This is a genomic window from Streptococcus sp. Marseille-Q4154 (assembly GCF_916700545.1).
Classification (GTDB): domain Bacteria; phylum Bacillota; class Bacilli; order Lactobacillales; family Streptococcaceae; genus Streptococcus; species Streptococcus infantis_I.
This window is the reverse complement of the sequence record NZ_CAKAKN010000001.1, coordinates 45361-71554: the sequence shown is the minus strand read 5'-3', so window position 1 is coordinate 71554 and position 26194 is coordinate 45361. Positions and strand designations below refer to the sequence as shown.

Below are 26194 nucleotides of genomic sequence, written 5' to 3'. Positions count from 1 at the left end.
ATGAATAACTCAATCAAAATCAAACGTAGACTGTCTCAAACCCTTACTTATCTTTACTTAATTGGACTTTCAATCGTTATTATCTATCCTCTTTTAATCACGATTATGTCAGCCTTTAAGGCCGGTAACGTTGTGGCCTTCAAACTCGACAGCAATGTCAATTTCAGTCTTGATAACTTCAAAGGGCTCTTTACAGAAACCTTGTACGGCACATGGTACCTCAACACTTTGATCATCGCTTTGATCACTATGGTTGTTCAGACAAGTATTATCGTACTTGCTGGTTATGCCTATAGCCGTTACAACTTCTTGGCTCGTAAACAAAGTTTGGTCTTCTTCTTGATTATCCAAATGGTGCCAACAATGGCCGCTTTGACTGCCTTCTTCGTTATGGCCCTCATGTTGAATGCCCTTAACCATAGCTGGTTCCTCATCTTCCTCTACGTTGGTGGAGGTATCCCGATGAACGCTTGGCTCATGAAAGGTTACTTTGACACCGTGCCAATGTCTCTTGATGAGTCTGCAAAACTTGATGGTGCAGGACACTTCCGCCGCTTCTGGCAAATCGTTCTCCCTCTTGTTCGCCCAATGGTTGCTGTACAAGCACTCTGGGCCTTCATGGGACCTTTCGGAGACTATATCCTCTCTAGTTTCTTGCTTCGTGAAAAAGAATACTTTACAGTTGCCGTTGGTCTCCAGACCTTCGTTAGCAATGCGAAGAACTTGAAGATCGCCTACTTCTCAGCAGGTGCAATCCTCATCGCTCTTCCAATCTGTACACTTTTCTTCTTCTTGCAAAAGAACTTCGTTTCAGGACTTACAAGCGGTGGCGACAAGGGGTAATATACCCCCGCCACCCTTTTTCATTTTAGACCTTGTACATCGATTGTCTGATGAGAAACAAGAACTTGCTGAGATTACCTTGTTAGTTAGTGGACGAATTATAACAAACATTCACTTTTACCAAGGATTCTACTATCCCCACTTGAAATTAAAAACATTTCTCTATATAATACTCATATAGAAAAATGCCTATAGAAAGAGATTTATGTTACCATATCCATTTTCTTATTTTAATAGTATTTGGGGATTTCGTAAGCCCCTATCTCATCGTTTTGGTCTAAACTGGTTTCAACTGATTTTTACCAGTATTTTCTTGATTAGCTTGTCCATGGTGCCTATTGCTATCCAGAACAGTTCTCAGGAAACCTATCCTTTAGAGACGTTCATCGATGATGTCTATGCTCCATTGACGGACGAAGTCGTTCAGGATTTGACTACCAATGCTCAAATTGTAGATGGTAAACTAAGCTATACTGGTTCGACTCCTCATCAAGCTTCTGTTCAAATTGGAGTCCCTTCTAGCTCAAACTTCCCAGAGGAATTACTTCTTAGCTTTGAACCTGAGCAACTCGTCATCAGTAAGCAAGGAAAAGAACTAACCAGCATTCGCTATCATGCTATCACAACGGATAGCTTCCAAAGCAAGGAAAGCTTGACTCAGGCCATTTCTAAAGACTGGTATCAACAGAACCGCGTCTATATCAGCCTCTTCCTGGTTTTAGGTGCTAGTTTCCTCTTTGGACTTAATTTTTTCATTGTAGCTTTAGGTGCTAGCCTTTTGCTCTACTTCACGAAAAAATCTCGTCTCTTCTCATTTAAGACCTATAAAGAGTGCTATCATTTTATTTTGAACTGTTTAGGATTGCCAACTTTAATTACCTTGATTCTAGGTCTCTTGGGTCAAAATATGGCAACTTTGATCACTGTTCAAAACATTTTATTTGTTCTATACCTGGTCACTATCTTTTATAAGACTCATTATCGTGATCCAGACTACCAAAAGTAGGAGATTATTATGCCTGTTACGATTAAAGACGTGGCCAAGGCTGCAGGAGTTTCACCTTCAACCGTAACCCGTGTTATTCAAAACAAATCAACGATTAGCGACGAAACAAAAAAACGAGTTCGAAAAGCAATGAAAGAACTCAATTATCATCCTAATCTAAATGCTCGAAGTCTCGTTAGCAGTTATACGCAAGTTATTGGCTTAGTCCTTCCAGATGATTCAGATGTTTTCTACCAAAACCCTTTCTTCCCTTCTGTTCTTAGAGGGATTGCACAGGTTGCCTCGGAAAATCACTATGCTATTCAGATTGCGACTGGTAAAGATGAGAAAGAGCGTTTAAACGCCATTTCACAAATGGTTTACGGAAAACGTGTGGATGGGCTTATCTTCTTGTATGCTCAAGAAAATGATCCCTTGGTGCAACTAGTTGTCGATGAGCAATTTCCCTTCCTCATTCTTGGAAAATCACTTTCTCCTTTCATTCCGCTTGTTGATAATGATAACATCCAAGCCGGATTTGATGCGACAGAATATTTCATTAAAAAAGGGTGTTCACGAATTGCCTTTATCGGCGGTACCAAGAAGCTCTTCGTTACCCAGGACCGTCTGACAGGTTACGAGCAAGCTCTTCAAGAACACAATCTGCCTCTTGATAGTCACCGTACCTTCTTTGCAGACGAGTTTCTAGAAGAAAAGGGCTATAACTTTAGTAAACAACTCTTTAAATATGACCCTCAGACCGATGCTATTATCACAACAGATAGTCTCCTAGCTGAAGGTGTATGTAGCTACCTCAACGAACACCAACTTGATGTTCCGGTCCTCAGCTTTGACTCAGTAAATCCAAGATTAAATCTGGCTGCCTATGTTGATATCAATAGTCTTGCTCTTGGCCGAACTTCATTTGAAACCATTCTTCAAATCATTAATGATGTCAAAGAGAATCGTCAAATCTGCTATCGTCAGGTGATTGCACACGAAATCGTTGAAAAATAAAAACCAACTCTCTATTTTGAGTTGGTTTTTTTGTATCCTATTTACCTGAACGACTAGTTTTCAACTTCGACAAATCGCCCTAAAATATGAACATTTTCTGAGACAGATACAAAGGCTGTCGGATCAACTTGTTTCATGATGAGTTTAAAATCATTAAACTCTGCACGAGTGATAACCGTTATCAAAACTGCCTTACGCTCGTGATTATAGGTCCCTTCCGCATCGTGAATCATGGTCGCACCACGGTGCAATTTATGATGGATTTTCTCAATCACTGCGTCAGGATTGCTAGTGACGATCATGGCCTGCATGCGTTTCTGTTTGGTGAAAACTGCATCTGTTACACGGCTTGAGACAAAAATCGTAATCATGGAATAAAGGGCATATTTCCAACCAAAGGTCAAGCCAGCAATCAGCATGATTGTCCCGTTCACTAGGAAGGAGATACTTCCGACGTTACGCCCCGTCTTCTTACGAATAGTCAGACTGACAATATCTGTTCCACCACTGGAGATGTTATGGCGTAAAGCAAAGCCAATTCCCAGTCCCATGACGACTCCCCCAAAAAGGGCATTGATGATTGGATCCTCTGTCAAGACCACCACTGGCACAAACTGGATAAAGAGCGAGCTCATGGATACCGTGATAAAGGTGAAAATCGTGAACTTATGTCCAATTTGGTACCAGGCTAAAATCATCAGCGGGATATTGATAGCGTAAAATGCTACTGAAATTGGGAAATAAAAGCCAAACAAGTGATTACTAAGCGCAGAAATGATCTGAGCCAAACCTGTTGCTCCACTTGAATAAACATGTCCTGGTTGGAAGAAAAAATTGACAGCTACTGCTGATAGAAAACCATATACTAGAGAAGCTGAAATTTTTTCATCGTATTTTTCTCGGGAGATACTTTGCAAAACACGTAAAATCTTCACCCGATAAGCAAAGCGGCGCAGATAATGGTACCACTTTTTAGTTAGTTTCGTTTGTTTCATCTTGTTCTACTTGTAGATTGAGTTCCTCTAATTGTTTAAGAGCTACTGTTGATGGTGCTTGGGTCATTGGGTCAGTTGCTTTGTTGTTCTTAGGAAAGGCAATCACTTCACGGATATTTTCTTCGCCTGCTAAGAGCATTACAAAGCGGTCAAGTCCGATAGCCAATCCACCGTGTGGTGGGAATCCATAGTCCATAGCTTCCAATAGGAAACCAAACTGGTCATTGGCTTCTTCTTCTGAGAATCCAAGGGCCTTGAACATGCGTTCTTGGAGTTCTTTTTGGTTGATACGAAGGCTACCACCGCCAAGCTCATAACCGTTCAAGACGATATCGTAGGCAATAGCACGAACCTTAGCCAAATCTCCTTCAAGCTCATGCGCAGTATCTGCTTGAGGAAGAGTAAATGGATGGTGGGCGCTCATATAACGACCTTCTTCTTCAGACCATTCAAACATTGGCCAGTCAACTACCCAGAGGAAGTTAAATTTGTCGTTATCAATCAAGCCAAGCTCTTTGGCAATACGTCCACGAAGGGACCCAAGTGTTGCATTTGCTACTTCAAGCGTATCAGCCACAAAGAGAAGCAAGTCTTTATCTTCAAGACCAAGCGCACTTGTTAAATCGCCTTGAATGCTAGTCAAGAATTTAGCAACTGGTCCGTTTAATTCACCGTCAACAACCTTGACCCAAGCAAGGCCTTTAGCACCGTACTGTTTGGCTACTTCTGTCATCTTGTCGATGTCTTTACGTGAGTAGTTGTCTGCTGCACCTTTGACCACAATGGCTTTAACGGCAGGTGCTTCTGAGAAGACTTTGAAATCTACACCCTTGACAAGATCTGTCAAGTCTTGAAGCAACATCTCAAAACGAGTATCAGGCTTGTCAGATCCATAAAGCGCCATGGCATCATCGTACTTCATACGAGGGAATGGCAGCGTTACTTCAATCCCTTTTGTTTCCTTCATCACGCGCGCAATCAAGCCTTCTGTGATGTCTTGGATTTCTTGCTCAGTCAGGAATGAAGTTTCCAAGTCGACCTGGGTAAATTCAGGCTGACGGTCACCACGCAAGTCTTCATCGCGGAAACATTTGACGATTTGGTAGTAACGGTCAAATCCCGCATTCATCAACAACTGTTTTGTAATCTGCGGACTTTGAGGAAGTGCGTAAAAATGCCCTTTATTGACACGAGATGGCACCAAATAGTCACGCGCTCCTTCTGGTGTTGACTTAGAAAGGAATGGCGTTTCCACATCGATAAATTCCAATTCATCCAAGTAGTTGCGGATCGAATGTGTCACCTTGGCACGAAGTTTAAGATTTTCCAACATTTCCGGACGACGAAGGTCAAGGTAACGGTAACGTAGACGCGTATCATCGTTAGCCTCAATGCCATCCTTGATTTCAAATGGTGTTGTTTTGGCTGTATTAAGCACAGTAAGAGCTGTTACATTCAGTTCAACCGCTCCAGTTGCCAATTTATCATTTGCCTGCTCACGTGCTGCAACTTGTCCAGTCACCTCGATGACGTATTCACTACGAAGGCTTTCAGCTGTTGCCATCACCTCTGCAGAAACTTTCTCAGGATTGATAACTAACTGCATAATCCCTTCACGGTCACGAAGGTCGATAAAGATCAATCCACCCAAGTCACGACGACGGGCAACCCATCCTTTCAAGGTAATTTCTTGTCCGATGTGCTCCTCACGAACACGACCAGCATACATACTACGTTTCATGTTTTCTCTCCTCTTTTATTCTGTTACTATTTTACCATAAAAGCGCAGGCTCTTCATGAAAATCATCAGAAAAGTTGAGAGAATCCTCTCATAAATGAAAAAATCCAGCAAAGTCATTCGCTGGATTTAGGTTTTCTTTATTTTTTACGCTTTTCAGAAATCTCTGCAGCCTTTTTAGGGAGAACAATCTCCGTTGCATAAGCCGTCGCAAATCTCATAATCCCTGCGATTGGTGCGAAGATAACTGCTAGATAGTTATAAAAGAAATCCCCTTTTAAAGCATAGGCAAGCACTCCAATGATAAAGAAGAGAACGACTGCCTGAATCACTGCTAATAATATCACTCGTTTCATGACTTCCTCCTGAGTCTATTATAGCATGACTATCATTAAAAATGCGATTAAATTATTCAAAGCATGTAGGGCTATACTATAAGCTAGACCACCTTTGCTGATATAAGCTAAGCCCAAGCTAAAGCCAAGTGAAGCATAAACTAGGAATTGTTGTGGAGTGCCAGGGAAATGAACGAGAGCAAAAATGATACTACTTACAAGAAGAAAGAGAACTGTTTGCTTGACATTATCCTGTTGAGGGAAGACATAGCGGGCTAACATTCCTCTAAAGGTCAATTCTTCTGTCAGAGGCGCAAAGACCACTATCATAAAGAAAGAGAAAAGAGGTTGATTATGAGTCATTTGTTCTAACATCTGTTGATTGACTGATGGATCATTTGGTAAGAAATTTTGTGCTGCTATGACAAGAACCAATACCAAGGCAGGCAACCAGATGTATTTGTTAAGGGCTGTTTTTTCAATCGTAACGGTTCCTGTCTTATACCACTTGTAGGTAACGAAGGTGAAAATTCCTGCCAATAAGACATAAATTGGGACAGCAACATATTCAGGCGCACCCATTTTCATAGCCACTAAACCTACGCCCTGAATAAAACTATAGATCATAATAAATGATAAGAAAGTAAGGCTATACCAGCCAATGTTTTTAAGTGTTTTCATAATATTCTCCTATTTGAAATAACGTTTTGTTTTGCGCAATTGTGCCACATTCATGTACATATGGATGACAACTGCCACGAGTAGAGCCACCAACTGTACTTGTCCCAATACCACAGATAAAACTACTAAGACAACATAGATACCAGGAATGAGGAGCTGATTAACCTTGAACAAGATCAAGTAAGCTTCTTCCATCTCAGCCTGTTTTTCTCCCTCATCATAAGTGTCAAGGTAGTCCAAAACTTCCTTGGGAGTCGCCGTAATAGAAAGTTTGTAGTTACGAATCTTGCTGGTGATTTTGAGACAGTAAACACCCGACCAGATACCTACAACCAGCAAAAGTAAGGATGTTGCTGATAGACCTAAACCTCCCAAACCTAAAAGTAGACAGGATAGCATACAAATTTGGCAAACATTCCAAGCTACTGAAGCATAATCTAAGAAGCGATACGTGGCAAGGTAGTCTTGTTCGTTTTCTTCGTCCTCCTCTTCTCTTTGATAACTCTGATAGGCCTGATGGCTTTTTCTAGTGAAATAAAAAGTTAGAATCACCGTAAGCATCCCTAAACCAAGAAAGAATGATTTCAATGCAACGACTACTTGAGCTTGAGTGATACCTAAAGGATTAAGATCAAGGAAACCAGCAAATATTCCTAATAAAGCACTTGCAAGAAAAATCTTCAGTGCAAAAATAATATGTTTCTTTTCCATCTTTCAACCTCTTTCTAAAACAAGCCAGACAACCATTGACCAAAGGCTTTCCCTGATTCAAAAATAGCTGTCAAACCTTCTGCTCCTAGTGATACCAAAATCAAACAAACAGCAAGTAAGAGAATAGCTTGATTTCTAGCTTTTTTTGCTCCATCTCCCAAGGGTTCATTCCCAAGCCAACCTGCTAGATAGGCATAGAGAGTTACTGTTATAATCCCGACCTCAGTCGAAGAGAGAAACAAGAAGACTGTCACCAAACGAACAATGTTGGCTTGAATGTTAAAATAGTTTCCTAAACCTGCACAAACACCGGCAAGTTCTTTGTTCTCAGTATCGACTTGAAAACCTGCTAAAAACTCTTTCATAACTTTTCTCCTTTTACGAGTTCTTTAAACTTTATTTTTTTCTCTACCCATCTAAAGACTAATAGTAGCACTATATTATTCCAGAAGAGGTACTTGCCTTCTACGATGGTAAACCAACCAAATAGGCTTCCAATCATAGCCAAAAGATTTACGATAAACACAACTATAGATAGATAATAAATCACTTTATACTTGTTCATCACTCATCCTCCTCTAAGCGAAAGACTGACTCGACTGGCTCATGGAATATCTGAGCAATCTTCAGGGCAATGACGATGGATGGCGTGTACTCATCCCGCTCAAGCAAGCTGATAGTTTGCCTGGACACGCCAGCTAGTTTGGCCAGCTCTGTTTGATTCAGGCCATCGCGAGCCCGAAGCTCTTTTAGACGATTTTTTAGCATGTCTTTTTTCTCCTTTGTTCTTTATCTTGATTTTATTGTAACACATCTTTTTATTTTTGACAAGTATTTTTGTCAAAAAGTTTAAGATTTTTGTCATTTTGCAAAATAAAAAGGTCAGAAATGGTATCCTGACCGTATTTTTTATAGTTGATAAAAGATTTCTTACTCAGCTGATGGAGCGTCTTGACTTTCTTTCAGCTGATTTTTATCATCCTTCTTGTAATCTCTTCTGATGATATAAAGCGTTGTTAGACTGATGAGAGTCAATACAGCACCTGTAACCCTTCCTTTTTGGGAGAAGACAAATTCTATTTTGTGTTGTCCGGAAGTAATCGGGAATGAAATAAAGCTGTTCCATGCTTTTGTCACAGGGACATCCTTGCCATCTACTTTCACCTTCCAACCCTCACTATAAGGGATAGAGGTCATCATGTATTTACTGTCGTCAGTAATATTCACTGAACCGACGATATGAGTATTCGAGAATTTCTCAACTTGAAGACCTTGTTCCTTCCGCTTTTCTAAAGCACTTTGAATTTGACTGATTTCTGCGCGGTAAACTCCTGCGTTTGAAAGGTCAACCTTGTCTGTTTTAAAGCGGAACTCCAGTACAGACTCTTGATTCTCTGCATTGTCAGTGATTTGCCATAGTTGACGTTGCGTATTTCTCTTAGAATGAGTGAACCACTTGCCGTTCAGAAGGACGGAGTAATCTTTCTCAGAATTTAGACTTGCTGGTACGAAGAAGTAATAGGTCAAATTTGTTCGAGGAGTAATTCGGTAGCTAACGACTGCATCCTTAGAAGAATCCACCCGCTTGTAGACTGCAGTTCCTTTTTCTTTGTCGACATTTTCCTCAGTAAGATTTTCTGTTTCAACATCTCCGTAGGCTAGGGGTTTGAAGTAGTCGAGATAATTCTCTTCGCCTTTTTTCACACCTTCCATAGAGTTAAGAATGTTATTTTGGTTTTTTACAGCATTATTGAAGTCAAGTTGTAAATTTGTAACCAATTCATTTACTCCAAAAGCAATCGGGAATGAATTAGGATTTTTATAAACAAGATATCGTTCATCTTCATAGACTTTCTCTGTAAAGTAACGGTTCATATCAAAACGACTGGCAAAACGTGTGAAATACATTCTCTCAGGATGAGCTTCTTTCTCAGTAGGATCTAGGTCTTTGACATCCATATAGTAGCGAACACCGTATAAGGCATCTGTCAGAGGAGTTCCATTTTCGTATTCAATTGCTTCATCGCCCGCTTGATCCCCCATATAGGCAAAGTGATTCATAGTGGACCTCTCCAAATTTGAACTAAAAGTACTCAAACCTGGATAACCTATCAGAGATGGAGTTGTTCGAGAATAGGCAAAGGTCGTTGCAATTCTATAGAAAGGTTCATCTGCATTTTCTTGGATTTTATCCGTCACACGTTTAACCGAGAGCGTTCCGTCCACAAATGTATCAACATTTGCATAACTAAAGGTCACTTGTGATAGATAGGCATTGTAGCCTAGCTCAAATACTGTCAGAGTTGATAACAAGACAACAGCTAAGCGAATCATTCCTGGACGTAGCAAGGCCAGTACAGCTAAGTAAATGAGTAGAGTTAAGACTACACGAGAAAAGAGATAACCTGTTTGCAACAATAACAGCAATACCACCACAGATCCAGCCGCAATCACCAATACCCTCTCCTTTTCTTTCTGGGACTTGGCAGAGCGTTCCCAGTATAGATAAAATCCTATAGCTGTAGCTGATACAACCAGTGTCACAATGGCAATAAAATGGCTATTGATAAACAGAGTTAGAGCCTCAGGTTGTTTTTTGGGTAGATAGGTAAAGTCTTTAGTATAGAGGTAGATTGCCGATAAGACTAGGGCTACAACTGATAGCAATTTCCCTCGGCGAGAGATTCTAAATTTCTCTTTTAACGCTTGATAGGCTAGAAGCAGCATGAAGAAAGAGAATAACCATGAGAAGCGGAAGAAGAATCCGGCAGGGTTCTGTCCCATATGCCAAATCTTACTAACAAATTCGTTTACAAAGGAAGTAAAGAAGATGAGAGTAACCACTCCCGCAGCCCATCTTCTTTCTTTGACTATCTCTCTTGATACAAAGTACAAGATAAAGCCGATAAACCCGAGAGCTCCAATATAGATATTTGGCAGGTTTGGTCCAGCTGCCCAACCTGATTGCGCATCAAAGCCCCCGATAGTTAGTTTGGATAAAATGTCTAAGGGATTAATCTGAAAGGCCATGGAAAATGTCATGGCCCCTCCTGCTTGTCCCTTACTTTCAATCAAGTTGAAAAATACTGGAACAAATAAGATTGAAGCCGCAGTAGACCCTAGGATAGAGTAGAGAAATACATCCCATAAGGGTTTGACGTAATGTTTGAGTTTTACTTTCCATGTCCCCTCGATAGAAAGACGAGGTGAAAGATAATAGCAGGTATATAAGACAACAAATAGCGATATCATATAGCCCATGTAGAATTGAAGGAATACCGTAAGACCAAGTACAAAGGCATATGGATAAGCCGCTTTGCCATCTAACAACTGCTCTAGATATAGGATGACAAGAGGAAGCATGAACATGGCATCATAAAAGATAACATTCATCTGGTAGGATACCAACATACCAGACAGGGCATAAGCTGTCGCAAACAAGGGAACCATCCATCGTTTTGACTCTGCACCCTTATAACGTTTAATTAAGAGATGAGCAAAGGAAAGTCCAAAAGCTCCATATCTGAGCCAGATTGTTAGAAAAACAGATAACCCTATATATTTTAAAGGCAGCAGAACATAAATAACATTGAAAGGGCTCATCAAATAATAGCCCAACTCACCAATCATATCTCCACCTATAGATTTAGTAAAGGAATATGTCAGACTACTTAAATCACCAGATAGAATGGCATTCTTTAGCAATCCATAAAAACTAATGTACTGCTGATCAAAGACAACGGTCATTAAACTTTTATTTCCAAAAGGATAACTCCCCATGAAAAACCATACCACCAGCATGATGGTCATCGGTAGCAAGGCACTACTGACATAAAGGACACCCTTCGGATATTTTTCCTTTAATTTCTGCCAATGTGTCAACCAATTTTCCATTATTGATTTCTCCTCTATGTTTTTAACCAACTTCTGTTTGTTGTTTGCCACCGGCTACGTTAGCTAGTATTGTAATGTTGGCTTTGTGACTTTGTGATAAGTGGGGTTTCCCCTTGAAAAGGGAAGGATAGGTATCTACTACTCCATCATTTTAACATTTAAAAAAGGAGAGAGCAATGCTCTCTCCTCTCTAAAGAAATTTATCTAATATTATTTAGTAAATTTACGTTTCATTACTACAGTACCTGACAAGATTACCACACCTGCCAATACAAGTACTAGGCTTGTAGCTTCACCAGTAAATGGAAGAGTTGGTCCTTCTTCTGTTGTAGTCGTTGTATCTGCAGGTTTTGGAGCCTCAGTCGTTTTTGGAGCTTCTGTTGTTGTTGGAGCCTCAGTTGTTGTTGTAACTTCTGAAGGAGCTTCTGTTGTTGTTGTGCCGCCGTTACCACCACCGGTTCCATTGTTTGGAACATATGGGTATGGTGGCGTAGTTGGTTCTACAGTTGTTGTTGTTGATGTTGTTGGTTCTACAGTTGTTGACTCAGTAGTCGTTGTAGTTGTAGTTGGAGCTTCTGTTGTTGTTGGAGCTTCTGTTGTTGTTGGAGCCTCAGTTGTTGTTGGAGCCTCAGTTGTTGTTGGAGCCTCAGTTGTTGTTGGAGCTTCTGTTGTTGTAGTAGCTTCTGTTGTTGTAGTAGCTTCTGTTGTTGTAGTAGCTTCTGTTGTTGTAGTAGCTTCTGTTGTTGTAGTAGCTTCTGTTGTTGTTGGAGCTTCTGTTGTTGTAGTAGCTTCTGTTGTTGTAGTAGCTTCTGTTGTTGTAGTAGCTTCTGTTGTTGTTGGAGCTTCTGTTGTTGTAGTAGCTTCTGTTGTTGTTGGAGCTTCTGTTGTTGTAGTAGCTTCTGTTGTTGTAGTAGCTTCTGTTGTTGTTGTTGGGGCTTCAGTTGTTGTTGTTGGAGCCTCAGTTGTTGTTGTTGGGGCCTCAGTTGTTGTTGTTGGGGCCTCAGTTGTTGTTGTGGTTGTTGTAGTGGTTGTAGTGGTTGTAGTGGTTGTTGAAGTAGTCTTATCACCGCTACCTTCACCTGAACCAGTCTCTAAACGAGTTTGTTTAGTGATAGTACGTTCATCAGGGAAGTTAGTTGCTTTCCACTTCAATGTGTTAGCTACTTTAGTTTTTGCTGGAAGATCTTCTGTAAGTTCTGTTGAATACTCAATCCAAATTGGCCAGCCCCAAACTTCTTTTAGTTCAAATTTGAATCCTGTGATTTGACCTGCTGCATTTCTTGTAAATTGAGCTGTCTTAGTGAAGTTATCATCTGGGTTCAACTTGAAGAGTTCGTTTTCATTTTGGATTCTGTTTGGTTGTTTTGGATAACGAACTGCACGCAATGTACCTTCTACAAGAACTTGACCATGATCGCTGAAGTCATCTTCGATAACCATGTTATCCATTTTATCTTGAACAGCGTTCAAAAGGATACGCCATTTGATACGTTTAGGGTTTTCTTTGTCTTGGTAACCATATTTGTATTCGTAGTCACCTGGAGTACCTACGTATTGCTCATAGGTTACATTGTAAGTTTCTTCACCAAACTTAAATGTGTACTTACCAGATTCTTTCAAATTTGTTGCGTTCGGACGAACTGAGTATTTCAAAGCCATGACTTTGTCTTTGTAGTTTTTAGAGAAGTAGTCAGTGAAAGTAATGGTTACTTTACCAGTTTTTGGATCCGTTACGGCATCACCAACCTTTTCACCGCTACTGTGAAGGATTGGGAATTCAAGTTTAGTAACAAGTTCCAATTCTTTTGGAAGGTCCAAAGTCAAAGTATCCCCAGCATTGATCTTTTGTGAGTCTGGGAAAGTAAGGCTATTTGTTGCCTCCAAGACACGACCAGTCGTAATCTTTTTGTCCGCAGTTATAGGTTGACCATCAACCTTAACTTCTGTGTGCATAGTATATTGAGTTACTTCAGTAGCGAAAACTGTCGTCAGTGTCGCCAATGAAAGAACTAAGATACTTAACATCGCTAAAATACGCGTAGTGCTAAGTTGTGAATTCTTCATCACAATAAACTCCTTTAATTTAATCAGACATATCATAGCATTTTTATAATCCTTTTACAAGCCCTTTTTAGTTGTTTTTAAAGAATTTTTTATTGTTTTTTTGCTAAGAATGTTCTTTTTTTGTTTTTTTATTCATTTTTAGACGTATTTCGTCTTTAACGGTCGTCTTTTTTCTCTCGAATTCCGACCAAGGTTAAGAACATCATCAAGATTCCAAGCAGGTTAATCCACCAGTTTGATTGGTCTCCAGTCTCTGGTAAGCGCTGGTCTTGGACAACTGGCTCTTCAGCTGTTTGTGGTTCTTGAGCTAAAACTGCTAATGGCTTCATTTCCTCCTCCTGTTTAGGAGTTGGAATTGCTGGGATAACCTTATCGGCTGGTACCATTGGTTTCAATTCTGGCTTCTCAACCAGTGGTTGAAACTCAGGGATGTGAGCCTGTGGTTTTTCAACCAGTGTTCCGATTTCAATAATCTCTGTTTGTGGTTCTTCTAAGACTTCTGAGCCAAGCAATTCTTTCTTGATTACAACTCCATCCTGAAGAGTCAAACGATACATATATTGACGTTTTCCTGGTTTACCTTTTTGTAGAAGAATTTGTGTACCTTTAGCAAACTTAGGATTTTCAACTATTTGTTTCTCAAAGTCAATTTCTTCTACTTGGATGAGTTCCTCTTGTGTAATAGTAGGAATTCGTTTTGTCCCTATCAAAATAACACGATTTACTGCTTTTCGGATAACTTTCGTATCAACCAATGTTGCAGAACGTTCTTCATCATTGAAGTAGTATTTTTCAAAAGTCTTATGGATGAGTCCATCTTGACCTTCTTGGAAGACTCTAGTTTCACCTTCTGGTAAGCTATCATCATTGCGATATTCTGTTTGATGAGTAATGACCTCATCCTCAGTTACTAGGACTGTACGCTCAACTCCAGCACCCACTACAAGAACTTGGTTGATAGGTTGAGTCGTGATCACAGTTCTTAGATACTCACGTTGAGTTTCTTTACCATTAACATAGGTTACTTGATAGTAGTCTGTTTGAGTTCCTTCTTGGCCCTCTACTTCGACCAGACGGTAGCTAACAGGCTTAGTCTTGTCCTCACGAACGATGATATTGTAAGGAATTGAACTTGTTGTGCTGATTTCCCTAGTTTCAGTAACTTGAGAACCGATATGGATGATCTGTTCTAGAGCTGGACGTAACTCCTTGACGCTAATCAAATCAGTCTTGACCAGAACACCATCTCTGTAGGTTAGTTGATAGACTTTTTCAACTAGACCTGCACGACCTTCTTGAACAAGTTTATGTTCACCCTTCGGCAAACTTTCATCTATAACAGTCACAGTTCTAAAATCAGTTTCCTCGGTTCTAGTTTCTTGCTTGACTGTAATATTTGGAACATGTTTTGTTCCGACTAAAATGATGGTTGGAACTGCTTCTCTGACAACTTTAGTTTCGATTAGTCTTGAAGAACGTTCTTCATCATTGAAGTATTGCTTCTCGATTGTCTTATGGATTAGACCATCTTGACCTTCTTGGATAATCTTTGTTTCACCTTCTGGAAGAGTGTCATCATTACGGAATACCGTTGATCTTGTGATTCTCTCTTCTTGAATTTCGAAGATTGTGCGTTCGATACCAGAACCTTCAACTAGGACTTTATTGACAGGTTGAGCTGTAATGACTGTTCTGAGGTGTTCACGCTTAGTTTCCTTGCCATTGACGTAAGTTACTTGATAGTAGTCTGTTTGAATTCCCTCTTGGCCCTCTACTTCAACAAAGCTGTATCCAACTGGCTTGGTCTTATCCTTGCGGATAATAACATTGTATGGAATTGGACTTGTTGCGTTGATTTCCTTAGTTTCAGTGACTTGAGTACCGATATGGATAATCTCATCTTGGACTTTCTGAACTTCCTTACTACTGATCAAGTCTGTCTTAATCAAGACTCCGTCTGTGTAGGTCAGTTGGTAAACTTTTTCTATGATTCCATTTTGACCTACTTGCACTACCTTGGTCTCTCCTTTTGGTAGGTCAGGATCTTCGATCTTTTGGGTCTTATAAGCAATATTCTCAATTTGAGTATTTTGCTCTACCTTGATCGTCGGTACATGTTTTGTACCTACTAAGATGATAGTTGGAGTTGCTTCTTTAATCAGTTTGCTGTCTACTAATTTCGTAGAACGCAATTCGTCATTGAAGTATTGTTTTTCGATTGTCTTGCGAAGGAGACCTTCCTCACCAACCTGAACAACTTTTGTTTCACCTTCTGGAAGAGTATCATCATTACGATACTCAGTTGTGCTGGCGACTTTATCTTCTTGAATCTCTAAGAGAGTTCGTTCCACGCCTGCACCTTCGACGATGACCCTATTGATAGCTTCTTTAACAACTGTTGTCTTAAGATGTTCGCGTTTTGTTTCTGCTCCGTTGATATAGGTAACTTTATAGAGATCTGATTGTTCTCCGTCTTGACCTTCAACTTCCACGACCTTATAACCAATTGGTTTCGTAATATCTTTGCGAACTATTACAGTGTATGGAATTGGACTTGACTCACTTGCTTCTCTAACCTCTTTAACACGAGTTCCTACTTGGATGATTTTATCCTCAGGTTCTATAGTGATGTTAGATTCAACAAATGTTCGAGAAGTTTCTTCACCGTTCACCTTAGTTACAGAGTAGCGACTTGTCTTTTGCCCCTTCTTACCAGGCTGGATAATCTTAGTTGTTCCTGCAGGAAGTTGGTCTGTAAATTCCTCAACAGTATTGTAGTCAATTACTTCTGTTTCTTCTACAAGTTCCGTTGTCTCAACAATAGGTGTTGAATTACCGACACGGACGACACGATTGACAGCATCTGTAACCTTGTGTTCCGAAACGATAGTACGACTAATCTCATTACCATTCTTATAGCTTACCAAGAATGTTCGGATAATTTGTCCAGGACTACCTTCTTCCTCGACAACACTTTCACCTGCAGGAAGTGTATTGTCAGCGATATAAACCGTCTTGAATGGAACATCAATCTGCTCATCCACTGTACGTTCTGTCATTTTAGAAGTTCCGATTACAGTGATTTCATCAATCGCTTTTGGATCTTCCACTTTCGAAAGTTCCTTGCGAGCAACTTCAATATCGTCCTCATAGGTGACTTCATAGGTTATTGTTATTGCCCCTGGGGAACCCACTTGAGTAACCTTGTTGTAACCCTCAGGTTGGGTTTCGTCTTTTTCAATGACCTTGTTGAAGTCTTTTTCTTCGACAACAACTACGGATCTGACTGAGACAACCACACCCAGACCTTTAACAATAATCTTGTCTTTCTTCTCTTTGAGGGTGTTTTCATTGACCAAGGCACGGTCAACAAGTTCATCATTGAGGTAAGTCAGTTTGTATTGCTTTTCAATTCGACCTTTCTCACCATTTTGACGGACTTCTTCGTAACCTTTTGGTTTCGTGTAGTCATATTCGATGACAGTTTCAAAGTCTACATCTTTGATTTCAGTAGTATATTCTACTTTTTCTACTGCACTACCAACTGTGATAATACGTTTGACTGGTTGAACAATCACTTTTTCAGACGTCAAAGTCTTACCAGCTTCCTTACCATTCAGTTTTCTGATTTGGTAAGTCTTTTCAACAGAACCATTCTTACCAGCTTGATTTTCAAATTGGTAAGTCTTTGGTTTTGTTGGATCCGTTCTAACCTCTGTATCGTATTCGACCGTTTCTTTCTCAGAGACAGTTTCAAAGGTTTCTGTCGCTGTACCAATCAAGATAATCTCTTTTGTAGGTTCAAGAATTGTTTCTTCAGAAATGATCTGACGTCCTACTACTGTATCACCAACTTTGGTAATCTTGTATACATTAACTTTCTTACCAGCGATACCTTTTTGAACAGTCTCCTTAAATCCGATAGGAAGCTCGTCTGTCTCACGAGTTTCGATGATGTACTCTGTTATTGTCGTTGTACGAAGTGTTTCAACCGTTTTATCACCAACGATATCCACTGGAGCTAATGGTTTGCCGTCTAGGGTGTTACGTCCTAGGAAGACATTCTTACTCTTAGCATTCAAGTTCACCCATTCCCCATTGTATAGTCTAAAGAAACCATTTTTGTTTGGTGTGTCTGCGATGAATTTGTTGTCTGTTGCTGTTACTTTAACACTATCGTTGAGACGGTTGATACCAAAGAAAGCTTGCATCAAGTCTTTGATAACTGCTCCGTCTGTTTTACGAGTGACATCGTAACGTTGCCATGGCTCATTGTCTTTATACTTGAAGGTATTGCTATTGACGTCAATAGAAGCTGCGTTTGTACTTTCAATAGCGACCGCATTCTTCCATCTTGATTTAATTTTCGATACAGTCAACTCATTGTTGTCAATATTGATACTTCCTCTAGTCTTGGTAAATGGTACTTTTGTAACCTTGTTGACACGTTTTCCAGTAGTACGGTCAATAACACTTGCTACATAAGTTGTATCATCATTGATGTAAATCGGTAACTGCTTGATGTCATCTACTTCAACCTTGTTTCTTGAAATAGTGATATCACCTGAACCGCCACCTTCAACACCTCTAGATGCTTGAGCAGTATTGTTGTTGACAGAGATGATATAGTCTGTCGAATCACCAGTGATGGTGTTTCCTTCAATGTTTAGACTATAATCATTTGAACTCTCGTTGTTTCTAAAGAGAATACCAAATGTTCCTAGTTGTCCATTTTCAAATGATTTTGTTAAACCTTCAATGGTGTTATTTGAAATGACATAACGACCTTTATCAAGAGGTTTGGTCCATTTATGGTTTTTCTCATTTGTCAGGATAGAGATGGCTGTGTACCCACGATAACGAGCTGGATCATCATCATCGTTTTCCAACTTAGAGTTCGGATCTTGTGTTACCTTGTTGTTACGAATAATGACATCTGTCATTGGATTGGCACGGTTATAGACCTCAATACCATTCAAACGGTCTCCGAGTGAGACGTTATTTTCGATGAGAATCTTATTCCCGTCGTGAATATCCAAACCTTTACGGTAGTTGTAGTTTGTATAGTTTCCAGTATAGGTAATGCCATCATTATAAGACCCTGCCATTGAGGCAGCACCATATCCAGTACCACCGTCCAACACATGACCGTTGTATGACAGGATATTATTGTCTACCACAAAATTACGTTGGTAACCGAACATAACACCAGCAACACGGTTGTTATGAAGGAAAGAGTTGGTTACCTTGTTACCGTCCATGATAGGAACATCTGGATCTCCAATAGACTTGACTTCATTTGAAACCTTCTCAGAGATACTGCTGTAACGGATTGGTCTACCGCTAGCATCATACTCTTGAGCTGTCGCCTTGCTTGAACTAAAGAAGACACCGGCTCTGTTGAATTTCATAGCACGAACATCATTGATCGTAACATTTGAAGAATCGTTTACGTAGATACCGTTTGAACGCCCAAAGTAAGATTTTCCTTTACGGTAAAACTCATTATCCTTAGTGTAGTCTGATGAATCATAGGCGTGCTCAACAGTTAAGCGGCCTACAGTAAAGTTATTCTGATTTTGAATGAGGACCGCAGACTCGTAACGGTTATCCGTCAAGTTTGTTTCAGGATCGTGCTCTCCATCTTGCTTTTTGTTAAACACGATTTTTGTATTGTTACGACTTGGACCACTACCAATCAAACCTTTTACATTGGCATAGTTCTCATCGATAACCAAGGTTTTCTTCAAGAGGACATTCCCTGAAACCATTACGGCAGCTCCTCCCTCGACCTCATTGGCTGCTTTCAGAGCTTTTTGAAGAGAATCACTTGCTTCAACCTTACCTGTTGTATCTAATCCGAAATCCGTAGCTTTTACATACTTACCGTATGTTGCATCTTCATATACTTTTGTATTGCTAGCAGCAGCTCTTCTGCGACGAACTTTAGGGGTTGTAGATGCCTCTTGAGTTTTCTCTTTAGAAGCATCGGATAATTTCTTATCCCCCTCAGCAACTGATGTTTCTGCTTTACTTTTCTTCTCAGCTTCTGGTTGCTCTTTTTCCCCTTTATCTGACTTTTCTTTATCTGCTTGTTCTACATGTGGTTTCTCTTGGACAGGTTGTTCTGTTGCTGGTTTCTCTCCAGCAACTTCCTTCTCAGCAGGAGCCTTGTCTGCTTCCTTTTCTGCCACTTCCGTTGTAGTAGTAGAGTCTTCCGGCGTTAAAACTGCAGATTTACCCTCATTAGTTATCGCCTCTTTCTTGTCTGTAGCAGTAGTTGCACTCTTTTCATTTAAGTTCTTATTTAATGAAGTGTCTTTTTCATCCTGATTTTGAACAACTGTATTATTTAAAAAATCAATTGTATCAGCTTTGACATGCACTTGACTTAATTGGAAGGTAGTTAAAATCCCAATTGTCAATAGTGAATATTTTGTTGATTTTTTAATATTCATTTCCTTTTTCTCCAAATTCTCATTTAGCCATCATCTCTTTATAAGATTTGAATTATGCATAAATATTTTCATCATACCTAAATTAGGGCGCAATATGTTCATTCTATTCTATACAATAATACAGTGACCAAGAGGGAAAGTCAATAAATTTTAACCAAAATTTTGATTTATCCAACTAATACCTTTTATTTGCTATTTTTTCTAATATTTGTGTCTTTTTGGTACTTTTTATTCAAAAAAGCTAGGAGTTTTTCCCTAGCTTTTTTGGTTCTTTTATACTAATTTTTCAAAGATTTCTGAGAAATTTTTGCTAATAGTTTCAAGCGAAACTTCTACTTCTTCTCGAGTTTGGTTGTTCTTAACCTTGACTTGTCCACTTTCGACTTCGCTCTCTCCCAGAGTGATAAGAGTCTTAGCTCCAAAAACATCTGCTGACTTGAACTGAGCTTTAAGTTTACGATTGAGGTAATCACGCTCCGCTTTGAAGCCTTGTTGGCGAAGAGCTTGTACCAACTCCAAGGCCTTCAGATTAGCCTCTTCACCAAGGACAGCAATATAGACGTCGAGAGTGTTTTCGATAGGTAGGGCCACTCCTTGTTTTTCAAGGACTAAAAGAAGACGCTCTACACCAAGTCCAAAGCCAAAGCCAGCAGTTTCAGGACCACCGAAGTAAGCAACCAAGCCATCGTAGCGACCACCTGCACAGACTGTCAAGTCATTGCCCTCAATCTCTGTAATAAACTCAAAGATGGTGTGGTTGTAGTAGTCCAGACCACGCACCATATTGGTATCGATGATATAGTCTACTCCTAGATTCTCCAACATCTGACGAACAGCATCAAAGTGGGCTTGGCTTTCTTCATCCAGGTAATCCAAGATAGATGGTGCATTCTCCACTGCCTCCTTGTCTTCTTTTTCCTTCGAGTCCAAGACACGAAGAGGGTTTTCCTCCAAACGACGTTGGCTATCCTTAGACAAGGTCTCCTTGAGCGGTGTCAAATAGTCAATCAAGGCCTGACGATAGGCCACACGGCTTTCAGGATTTCCAAGGGTGTTGAGGTGCAGTTTGACACCTTGAATACCAATTGCTTTCAAGAAGTGAGCTGCCATAGCGATCGTTTCTACATCGGTAGCTGGATTGCTAGAGCCAAAGCACTCCACACCAATCTGGTGGAATTGGCGTAAACGACCTGCTTGTGGGCGCTCATAGCGGAACATTGGCCCCATGTAGTAGAACTTGCTTGGCTTTTGCACTTCTGGTGCGAAGAGTTTGTTTTCCACATAAGAGCGGACGACTGGAGCAGTTCCTTCTGGACGGAGGGTAATATGGCGATCACCCTTGTCGTAAAAATCATACATTTCCTTGGTTACGATATCAGTTGTATCTCCAACAGAACGACTGATGACTTCGTAATGCTCAAAAATTGGGGTACGTACTTCTGCGTAGTTGTAGCGTTTGAAGATTTCACGCGCAAAGCCTTCAACGTACTGCCACTTGGCAGACTCAGTAGGTAAAATATCCTGCGTTCCTTTTGGTTTTTGTAATTTCATAGAGAATCCTCTTTCTAACTTAATAGTCCTATTTTACCATAAATAAAGGGATTGGGACAGTCAGAGGAGTAAAGAAATAGCTTTGACCATGCACAGTTGTAATCATTTTCACCCAAATACCTGATTTCAACTAGCATTTACAATCTGCCACAGGCATGATACAATGAAAACCATCAGATATACGAAGGAGAACTTATGAAAAAGAATATCTTGACAACCCTTGTTGCTGCCCTTGTCTACTTTCTCTGTATCGGAGTGGGAGTTCTACTAGGGAGCCTTGTCGACCACACTGGAAATATGTTTTACGCCCCTGCCTTTGCAGCCCTAGTAGGTGGTAGCGTCTATATGATCCTTTTAGCAAAGGTTCCTCGTTTTGGAGCGATTACTACGATTGGACTTGTAATTTCTCTATTTTTCCTCGGGAGCAAGCATGGAGCTGGAGCCTTTCTGCCAGGTATTATCTGCGGTCTTGCAGCAGATGGCATCGCTCACCTAGGACATTACAAGGATAAGGTTAAAAACCTTCTTTCCTTCCTAGTTTTTGCCTTTGGTACTACTGGTCCCATCCTACTCATGTGGTTGACCCCTCAAGCCTATATCGCAACTCTTGTCGCTCGTGGGAAATCCCAGGACTATATTGACCGCATTATGGTTGCACCGAATCCTGCTAATATCCTCATCCTTATCACAAGTGTTCTCATCGGCGCTTTACTTGGTGCCCTGATTGGACAAGCACTTAGTAAGAAATTAGAACATAAAACATCATAAAAAAGAGCCATCTGGCTCTTTTTTATTTATGACTTAATTTCTTGGTCAAGAAATCTCCCAAAAATTGGATAGAAAAGATAATCAAGATAATGATGAGGGTCGCAAGAATAGTCACATCGTGATTGTAACGGTTAAAACCATAAGCGATAGCTACGTTACCAATACCACCTGCTCCAACTGCTCCCGCCATAGCTGTTTCACCGACTAGTGAAATCAAGGTTACAGTCGTCACGCGAATCAAGTCTGGAAGTCCTTCTGATAGGTAAACTCCTACGATATCCCAGAATGTTGCTCCACTTGCTTGAGCCGCCTCAATGACACCACCATCAAGCTCTGATAACACTACTTGAACCTGACGAGCAAAGAAGGCAAAAACTGCAAAAGAAAGAGGTACGATAGCCGCATTTGGCCCGATACTTGTCCCTACGATCAAATGAGAGAAGGGTGACAAGACAGCCAAGAGAATGATAAAAGGAACCGCACGGAAGATTGAGGTAATCTTATCCAAAACCCAAAAGACGAATTTATCTTCTAAGACGCCACCTGGTCCAGTTAAGACGAGGAAAAGTCCTGCAACTAGTCCTAGGAATCCTCCAATGATAAAGGAAAGAACTGTCATATAAAGTGTTAAGTAAATAGCTGTCCCCCAGCCCGCTTGGCCTAACCAACCCATCTTGTAGACGTTTGGTAAATATGTTTGGATCAAGTCTGCCATCTTACTGTCCTCCCTTCAATACTTTTAGTTGTACACCAGCCTGATGGATAGCTTCTTGAGCTTTTGCCAGTGCTTCTTTTTCTCCAGACAAAACAACCACAAGCTCACCCACAGGAGTGCCGTCAAGAATTTCAATGTTCCCATAGAGAATATTGGCTGTTACTTGATAGTGCTTGTACAATTCATTCAGAAGTGGTTCATCTGTAGAAGCGCCTGCATACTTGAGTTGTACCAAAATGCTATTTTCAGATAAGTGCTCCACGATTTCTTGCTTTTCAATCTTGACCATAGCTTCATCGATACCAGTAGCCGTTGAGATAAAGTCCTGGGTCAATGGTTGCTTAGGATCTGAGAAGATTTCAAGAACGCTGCCCTCTTCAATCAAGTGGCCATCCTGCATAACTGCCACACGATTAGCAATGTCTTTGACAATCTGCATCTCATGCGTAATCAAGACAATAGTCAAACCTAGTTTACGGTTCAAATCTTGTAAAAGAGACAAGATTTGCTTGGTTGTCTTAGGGTCTAGGGCAGAAGTTGACTCGTCAGAAATCAAGATTTTTGGACCATTGGCCAAGGCACGCGCAATGGCTACACGCTGTTTTTGCCCACCAGAAAGTTGTGAAGGATAGTTTTCAGCACGGTCAGCCAATCCGACCAAGTCTAATAATTCAGCCACTTTAGCCTTCTTATCTTTCTCACTGAGTCCAGAGTGTTTGAGGGCAAAAGCTACGTTTTCCTCTGCTGTCTTCTGACTCATCAGGTTAAAGTGTTGGAAAATCATCCCAATATCTTGACGCTTACGACGTAATTGCCCGGCAGTTAAGGTTTCTTTACCATCGAAAATCACATCATCATCTACAGTAATTCGACCTGCAGATGGTTTTTGTAAAAGATTAATAACACGAACCAGGGTTGATTTCCCTGCTCCAGAATATCCTACAATCCCGTAGATATCCCCTTCTTGAATGTGAATGGTCACATCCTTGACCGCTGTGATGGTTCTTTTCTTTTGGTGGAAAGTCACATCAATCTGGTCTAATTTGATAATGTCTCTACTCATAACTTCTAATCAGCTCCTCTACTAATTCAATATGGGTGTAATAATCGGCGATTCGCACATTTTCATCTCCACCGTGGTCTCGGCTATTGGCATTTCCTAGACCAAAGGCAACCATAGGTACTTCTAAGGCATCAAATACCGTATGCATAGGACCTGTACCAGCTGTTGTCGGCAAGACAGATACGCCCTGTGGATAGAATTTCTTGGCCAGCTCAATGACATTGAGAATGGCCGGCGCACTCATGTCACTTCGATAGCTCATCTCACCCAAAGTATAGTACAATTCTACCTTATCAAAACCGTTTTTGTCTAGTTGTTTCCGAATTTTCTCCAAAACATCATGTGGGTCTAAGCCAGGAACCAAGCGGACTTCTAGCTTAGCGCTAGCTTCTGCTGGTAGAATCGTTTTAACTCCTTGACCTTGATAGCCTGACTGAATTCCTTCGATATTGAGCGCTGGCTCAAAAAAGAAGCGTTTTAGAAAGGCTGTACGTTCCTCTTGTAAAAGTGGCAATTCCAAGCCATAAATCTGGCTGATTTCCTCTGGATTGCGTTGGGCATAGGTTTCAACCAAGGCTAACTCACGTTCGTTTGGTTCCTGCACATCATCGTACAAACCTTCTACCAAGATACGGCCGTCGGCAGCGCGAAGACTTGTCAAAGCTTGAATGAGATACCATGGAGCTGATTCGATGACTCCACCATAGCTAGAATGGATATCGACGTCTGCACTCTTGACCTTGGCATCAAAGGTCACAATCCCCTTGTTTCCACCAGAGATTTCTAACTGTTCTAAGGCATTCTTTGTTCCTTGTTCCCAGACTAATAAATCTGCGCCTCGGAGTTTGTCCGCATGTTTTTCTAAATATTTATCCAAATCCATAGAGGCCGATTCCTCTGCCCCTTCCATGATGAAGCTGATATTGACCGGAAGATCATCGTGATTTTGCATGTATTTTCTCAGAGCGCTCAAGCGAGCAGTGATATGCCCTTTGTCATCGTCAACCCCGCGTCCATACATAATGCCATCACGCACAGAGAGTGTAAAAGGATCCTCGGTCCAAACTTGATCACCATCTGCTGGTACTGTGTCATAGTGGTTGTAGAAAATGATAGTCTTGGCATTTGGTCGTGAACTTTTGAAATGTGCCATGACAAAAGGCGCTGTATAGCTCTCGTCAATCTCAACTTCTGCACCAACACGTTTAAAAATCTCACCTAGATAACGAGCCACCTCTTTCAGGCCGACTTGTTGGGCAAAGACTGATTTTTTAGAAATCAAGGTACGCAAAACTTCAAAATAATGTTGCGCTACATGATCCTTTTCAAACTTTTCAATTTGTTCTTCTTGGCTAGGGAAAACCATTTTCTCTCTACCTTTCTACTAGGACTTGTACCTTTAGAATCAATACAAGTGGATTTCATTTGTTTTAGGCTCTATATAAAAGCAAGAGGTGGAAAAATCTCTCCCACCTCCCTGTGTTTATTACCAAACTGGTTGATCCAAGCCGTCTGAAGTTTCTTCGATGACTTTTTTCACTTCGTCAGTGTGGTAAGCTGCGATAATTTTCTTGATTGCATCAGCTTTAGGTGATGATTCCCAATCTTTTTTCGCAACGATGATGTTATACCATTGTTTTGAGTTTTCGTCAGCTTGCTCTTTAAAGAGTGCTTTCTTGTAGTCCAATTTTGCTTCTGTAACAAAAGTGTTGTTTACAACAGCTGCATCAACTGATGACAATGAACGAGCTGTTTGGCTAGCGTCCAATTCAGTGATTTTCAAGTTCTTTGGATTTTCTGTGATGTTTGCGATTGTCGCAAGTGCAGTTCCTGAAACATCCAACTTGATCAAACCAGCTGATTGAAGCAAGTAAAGAGCACGGCTTTCGTTTGTAGCATCGTTAGGTACTGCGATTTCACCCTTATCTGGGATTTCTTCCACTTTAGTGTACTTGTTTTCACTTCCGTTTAAACCTGAGTAAAGACGGATTGGTGAGATGTAAGTATCTGCAATCGCTACAAGATCTTTACCGTTTTCTTTGTTCCAGTTGTTCAAGAAGTTGTAGTGTTGGAAAGCGTTCAGGTCTACTTCACCATCAGCAGTTGCTTTATTTGGTTGTGAGTAGTCTGTAAACTCTGTGAATTCCAATTTAATTCCGTCTTTTTCAACCAATTCTTGGACTTTGTCCCAACGTGCTTCTTCTGAACCGCTACGGTTAACAGTCGCAATTTTAACTGTAGTTTTATTGTCCGCTTTCTTGTCTGAATTTCCGCAAGCTGCAAGTGTAAGGCCTGCTACTGTAGCGATAGCTGCTACGCTTAACCATTTTTTGATTTTCATGATTCATTCTCCTTTAAAAATAATACCGTAATAGT

The 26194-nt window shown here is 40.6% G+C and carries 20 protein-coding genes; 4 read left to right on the top strand and 16 right to left on the bottom strand.

The genetic code is table 11. The annotated features are described in order from the left end of the window. The 3 genes from LG369_RS00355 to LG369_RS00345 all read left to right on the top strand — a co-directional run bounded on the left by LG369_RS00355 (position 1) and on the right by LG369_RS00345 (position 2845). Positions 1-843: a sugar ABC transporter permease gene (locus LG369_RS00355; RefSeq protein WP_074324449.1), complete on the top strand. Its 843-nt coding sequence runs from the start codon at positions 1-3 to the stop codon at positions 841-843. A gap of 205 nt (positions 844-1048) precedes the next feature. After that, positions 1049-1849, top strand: a complete 801-nt coding sequence (locus tag LG369_RS00350) for a DUF1189 domain-containing protein (RefSeq protein ID WP_225749928.1) — start codon at positions 1049-1051, stop codon at positions 1847-1849. 9 nt (positions 1850-1858) lie between these two features. After that, a complete protein-coding gene (locus LG369_RS00345) occupies positions 1859-2845 on the top strand; it encodes a LacI family DNA-binding transcriptional regulator (protein WP_225749927.1) in 987 nt (328 codons plus the stop codon). A 53-nt stretch (positions 2846-2898) separates the two neighbouring features. On the opposite strand, the gene LG369_RS00340 is transcribed toward LG369_RS00345, so the two are convergent. The 12 genes from LG369_RS00340 to hisS form a co-directional block, all read right to left on the bottom strand. Continuing rightward, a complete protein-coding gene (locus LG369_RS00340) occupies positions 2899-3840 on the bottom strand; it encodes a YitT family protein (protein ID WP_049496772.1) in 942 nt (313 codons plus the stop codon). After that, positions 3818-5581 carry an aspartate--tRNA ligase gene (gene aspS, locus LG369_RS00335; protein ID WP_225749926.1) on the bottom strand — a complete coding sequence of 588 codons (1764 nt, stop codon included), beginning with the start codon at positions 5579-5581 and terminating at the stop codon, positions 3818-3820. The genes LG369_RS00340 and aspS overlap by 23 nt, the downstream gene beginning before the upstream one ends. A 137-nt stretch (positions 5582-5718) precedes the next feature. After that, positions 5719-5934, bottom strand: a complete 216-nt coding sequence (locus LG369_RS00330; RefSeq protein WP_225749925.1) for a hypothetical protein — start codon at positions 5932-5934, stop codon at positions 5719-5721. 18 nt (positions 5935-5952) lie between these two features. Further along, on the bottom strand, positions 5953-6594 hold the full coding sequence (locus LG369_RS00325) for a CPBP family intramembrane glutamic endopeptidase (protein WP_225749924.1): 642 nt from the start codon (positions 6592-6594) through the stop codon (positions 5953-5955). Between the two features lie 9 nt (positions 6595-6603). Continuing rightward, positions 6604-7305 carry a DUF3169 family protein gene (locus LG369_RS00320; protein ID WP_049496763.1) on the bottom strand — a complete coding sequence of 234 codons (702 nt, stop codon included), beginning with the start codon at positions 7303-7305 and terminating at the stop codon, positions 6604-6606. Positions 7306-7319: 14 nt separating this feature from the next. Then, on the bottom strand, positions 7320-7670 hold the full coding sequence (locus LG369_RS00315; RefSeq protein ID WP_225749923.1) for a PspC domain-containing protein: 351 nt from the start codon (positions 7668-7670) through the stop codon (positions 7320-7322). After that, positions 7667-7870, bottom strand: a complete 204-nt coding sequence (locus tag LG369_RS00310; RefSeq protein WP_006149605.1) for a hypothetical protein — start codon at positions 7868-7870, stop codon at positions 7667-7669. The genes LG369_RS00315 and LG369_RS00310 overlap by 4 nt, the downstream gene beginning before the upstream one ends. Further along, a complete protein-coding gene (locus LG369_RS00305; protein ID WP_000916944.1) occupies positions 7870-8073 on the bottom strand; it encodes a helix-turn-helix transcriptional regulator in 204 nt (67 codons plus the stop codon). Before LG369_RS00305 ends, LG369_RS00310 begins: the two co-directional genes overlap by 1 nt. 162 nt (positions 8074-8235) lie before the next feature. After that, positions 8236-11199, bottom strand: coding sequence for a glycosyltransferase PgfM1 (gene pgfM1, locus LG369_RS00300; RefSeq protein WP_225749922.1), 2964 nt, complete (start codon positions 11197-11199; stop codon positions 8236-8238). Between the two features lie 210 nt (positions 11200-11409). After that, positions 11410-13263, bottom strand: coding sequence for an Ig-like domain-containing protein (locus LG369_RS00295; RefSeq protein ID WP_225749921.1), 1854 nt, complete (start codon positions 13261-13263; stop codon positions 11410-11412). Between the two features lie 155 nt (positions 13264-13418). Next, complete coding sequence (locus tag LG369_RS00290) at positions 13419-19721, bottom strand: G5 domain-containing protein (protein ID WP_225749920.1); 6303 nt, start codon at positions 19719-19721, stop codon at positions 13419-13421. 273 nt (positions 19722-19994) lie between these two features. Next, on the bottom strand, positions 19995-21272 hold the full coding sequence (gene hisS, locus LG369_RS00285) for a histidine--tRNA ligase (protein ID WP_225749919.1): 1278 nt from the start codon (positions 21270-21272) through the stop codon (positions 19995-19997). 195 nt (positions 21273-21467) lie between these two features. Between hisS and LG369_RS00280 the strand changes: the two genes are divergently transcribed. Beyond that, the gene (locus LG369_RS00280) at positions 21468-22040 is read left to right on the top strand and encodes an MptD family putative ECF transporter S component (RefSeq protein ID WP_070676988.1); all 573 of its coding nucleotides are present in this window, start codon (positions 21468-21470) and stop codon (positions 22038-22040) included. Between the two features lie 22 nt (positions 22041-22062). Here LG369_RS00280 and LG369_RS00275 read toward each other — a convergent pair whose 3' ends face one another. From LG369_RS00275 to LG369_RS00260, 4 genes are all read right to left on the bottom strand, one after another. Then, complete coding sequence (locus LG369_RS00275) at positions 22063-22755, bottom strand: methionine ABC transporter permease (RefSeq protein WP_070676987.1); 693 nt, start codon at positions 22753-22755, stop codon at positions 22063-22065. Between the two features lies 1 nt (position 22756). Beyond that, positions 22757-23818 carry a methionine ABC transporter ATP-binding protein gene (locus LG369_RS00270; protein WP_225749918.1) on the bottom strand — a complete coding sequence of 354 codons (1062 nt, stop codon included), beginning with the start codon at positions 23816-23818 and terminating at the stop codon, positions 22757-22759. After that, entirely contained in the window at positions 23811-25184 is a 1374-nt protein-coding gene (locus LG369_RS00265; protein ID WP_225749917.1) for a M20 family metallopeptidase, read from the bottom strand. The genes LG369_RS00270 and LG369_RS00265 overlap by 8 nt, the downstream gene beginning before the upstream one ends. A 120-nt stretch (positions 25185-25304) precedes the next feature. Next, positions 25305-26159, bottom strand: coding sequence for a MetQ/NlpA family ABC transporter substrate-binding protein (locus LG369_RS00260; protein WP_070676984.1), 855 nt, complete (start codon positions 26157-26159; stop codon positions 25305-25307). Between the last annotated feature and the right edge of the window lie 35 nt (positions 26160-26194).

Bases quoted from the DNA above. Each gene is read 5' to 3' on its own strand.
- LG369_RS00355 (WP_074324449.1), top strand. From the start codon at position 1: ATGAATAACTCAATCAAAATCAAACGTAGACTGTCTCAAACCCTTACT.
- LG369_RS00350 (WP_225749928.1), top strand. From the start codon at position 1,049: ATGTTACCATATCCATTTTCTTATTTTAATAGTATTTGGGGATTTCGT.
- LG369_RS00345 (WP_225749927.1), top strand. From the start codon at position 1,859: ATGCCTGTTACGATTAAAGACGTGGCCAAGGCTGCAGGAGTTTCACCT.
- LG369_RS00340 (WP_049496772.1), bottom strand. From the start codon at position 3,840: ATGAAACAAACGAAACTAACTAAAAAGTGGTACCATTATCTGCGCCGC.
- aspS (WP_225749926.1), bottom strand. From the start codon at position 5,581: ATGAAACGTAGTATGTATGCTGGTCGTGTTCGTGAGGAGCACATCGGA.
- LG369_RS00330 (WP_225749925.1), bottom strand. From the start codon at position 5,934: ATGAAACGAGTGATATTATTAGCAGTGATTCAGGCAGTCGTTCTCTTC.
- LG369_RS00325 (WP_225749924.1), bottom strand. From the start codon at position 6,594: ATGAAAACACTTAAAAACATTGGCTGGTATAGCCTTACTTTCTTATCA.
- LG369_RS00320 (WP_049496763.1), bottom strand. From the start codon at position 7,305: ATGGAAAAGAAACATATTATTTTTGCACTGAAGATTTTTCTTGCAAGT.
- LG369_RS00315 (WP_225749923.1), bottom strand. From the start codon at position 7,670: ATGAAAGAGTTTTTAGCAGGTTTTCAAGTCGATACTGAGAACAAAGAA.
- LG369_RS00310 (WP_006149605.1), bottom strand. From the start codon at position 7,870: ATGAACAAGTATAAAGTGATTTATTATCTATCTATAGTTGTGTTTATC.
- LG369_RS00305 (WP_000916944.1), bottom strand. From the start codon at position 8,073: ATGCTAAAAAATCGTCTAAAAGAGCTTCGGGCTCGCGATGGCCTGAAT.
- pgfM1 (WP_225749922.1), bottom strand. From the start codon at position 11,199: ATGGAAAATTGGTTGACACATTGGCAGAAATTAAAGGAAAAATATCCG.
- LG369_RS00295 (WP_225749921.1), bottom strand. From the start codon at position 13,263: ATGAAGAATTCACAACTTAGCACTACGCGTATTTTAGCGATGTTAAGT.
- LG369_RS00290 (WP_225749920.1), bottom strand. From the start codon at position 19,721: ATGAATATTAAAAAATCAACAAAATATTCACTATTGACAATTGGGATT.
- hisS (WP_225749919.1), bottom strand. From the start codon at position 21,272: ATGAAATTACAAAAACCAAAAGGAACGCAGGATATTTTACCTACTGAG.
- LG369_RS00280 (WP_070676988.1), top strand. From the start codon at position 21,468: ATGAAAAAGAATATCTTGACAACCCTTGTTGCTGCCCTTGTCTACTTT.
- LG369_RS00275 (WP_070676987.1), bottom strand. From the start codon at position 22,755: ATGGCAGACTTGATCCAAACATATTTACCAAACGTCTACAAGATGGGT.
- LG369_RS00270 (WP_225749918.1), bottom strand. From the start codon at position 23,818: ATGAGTAGAGACATTATCAAATTAGACCAGATTGATGTGACTTTCCAC.
- LG369_RS00265 (WP_225749917.1), bottom strand. From the start codon at position 25,184: ATGGTTTTCCCTAGCCAAGAAGAACAAATTGAAAAGTTTGAAAAGGAT.
- LG369_RS00260 (WP_070676984.1), bottom strand. From the start codon at position 26,159: ATGAAAATCAAAAAATGGTTAAGCGTAGCAGCTATCGCTACAGTAGCA.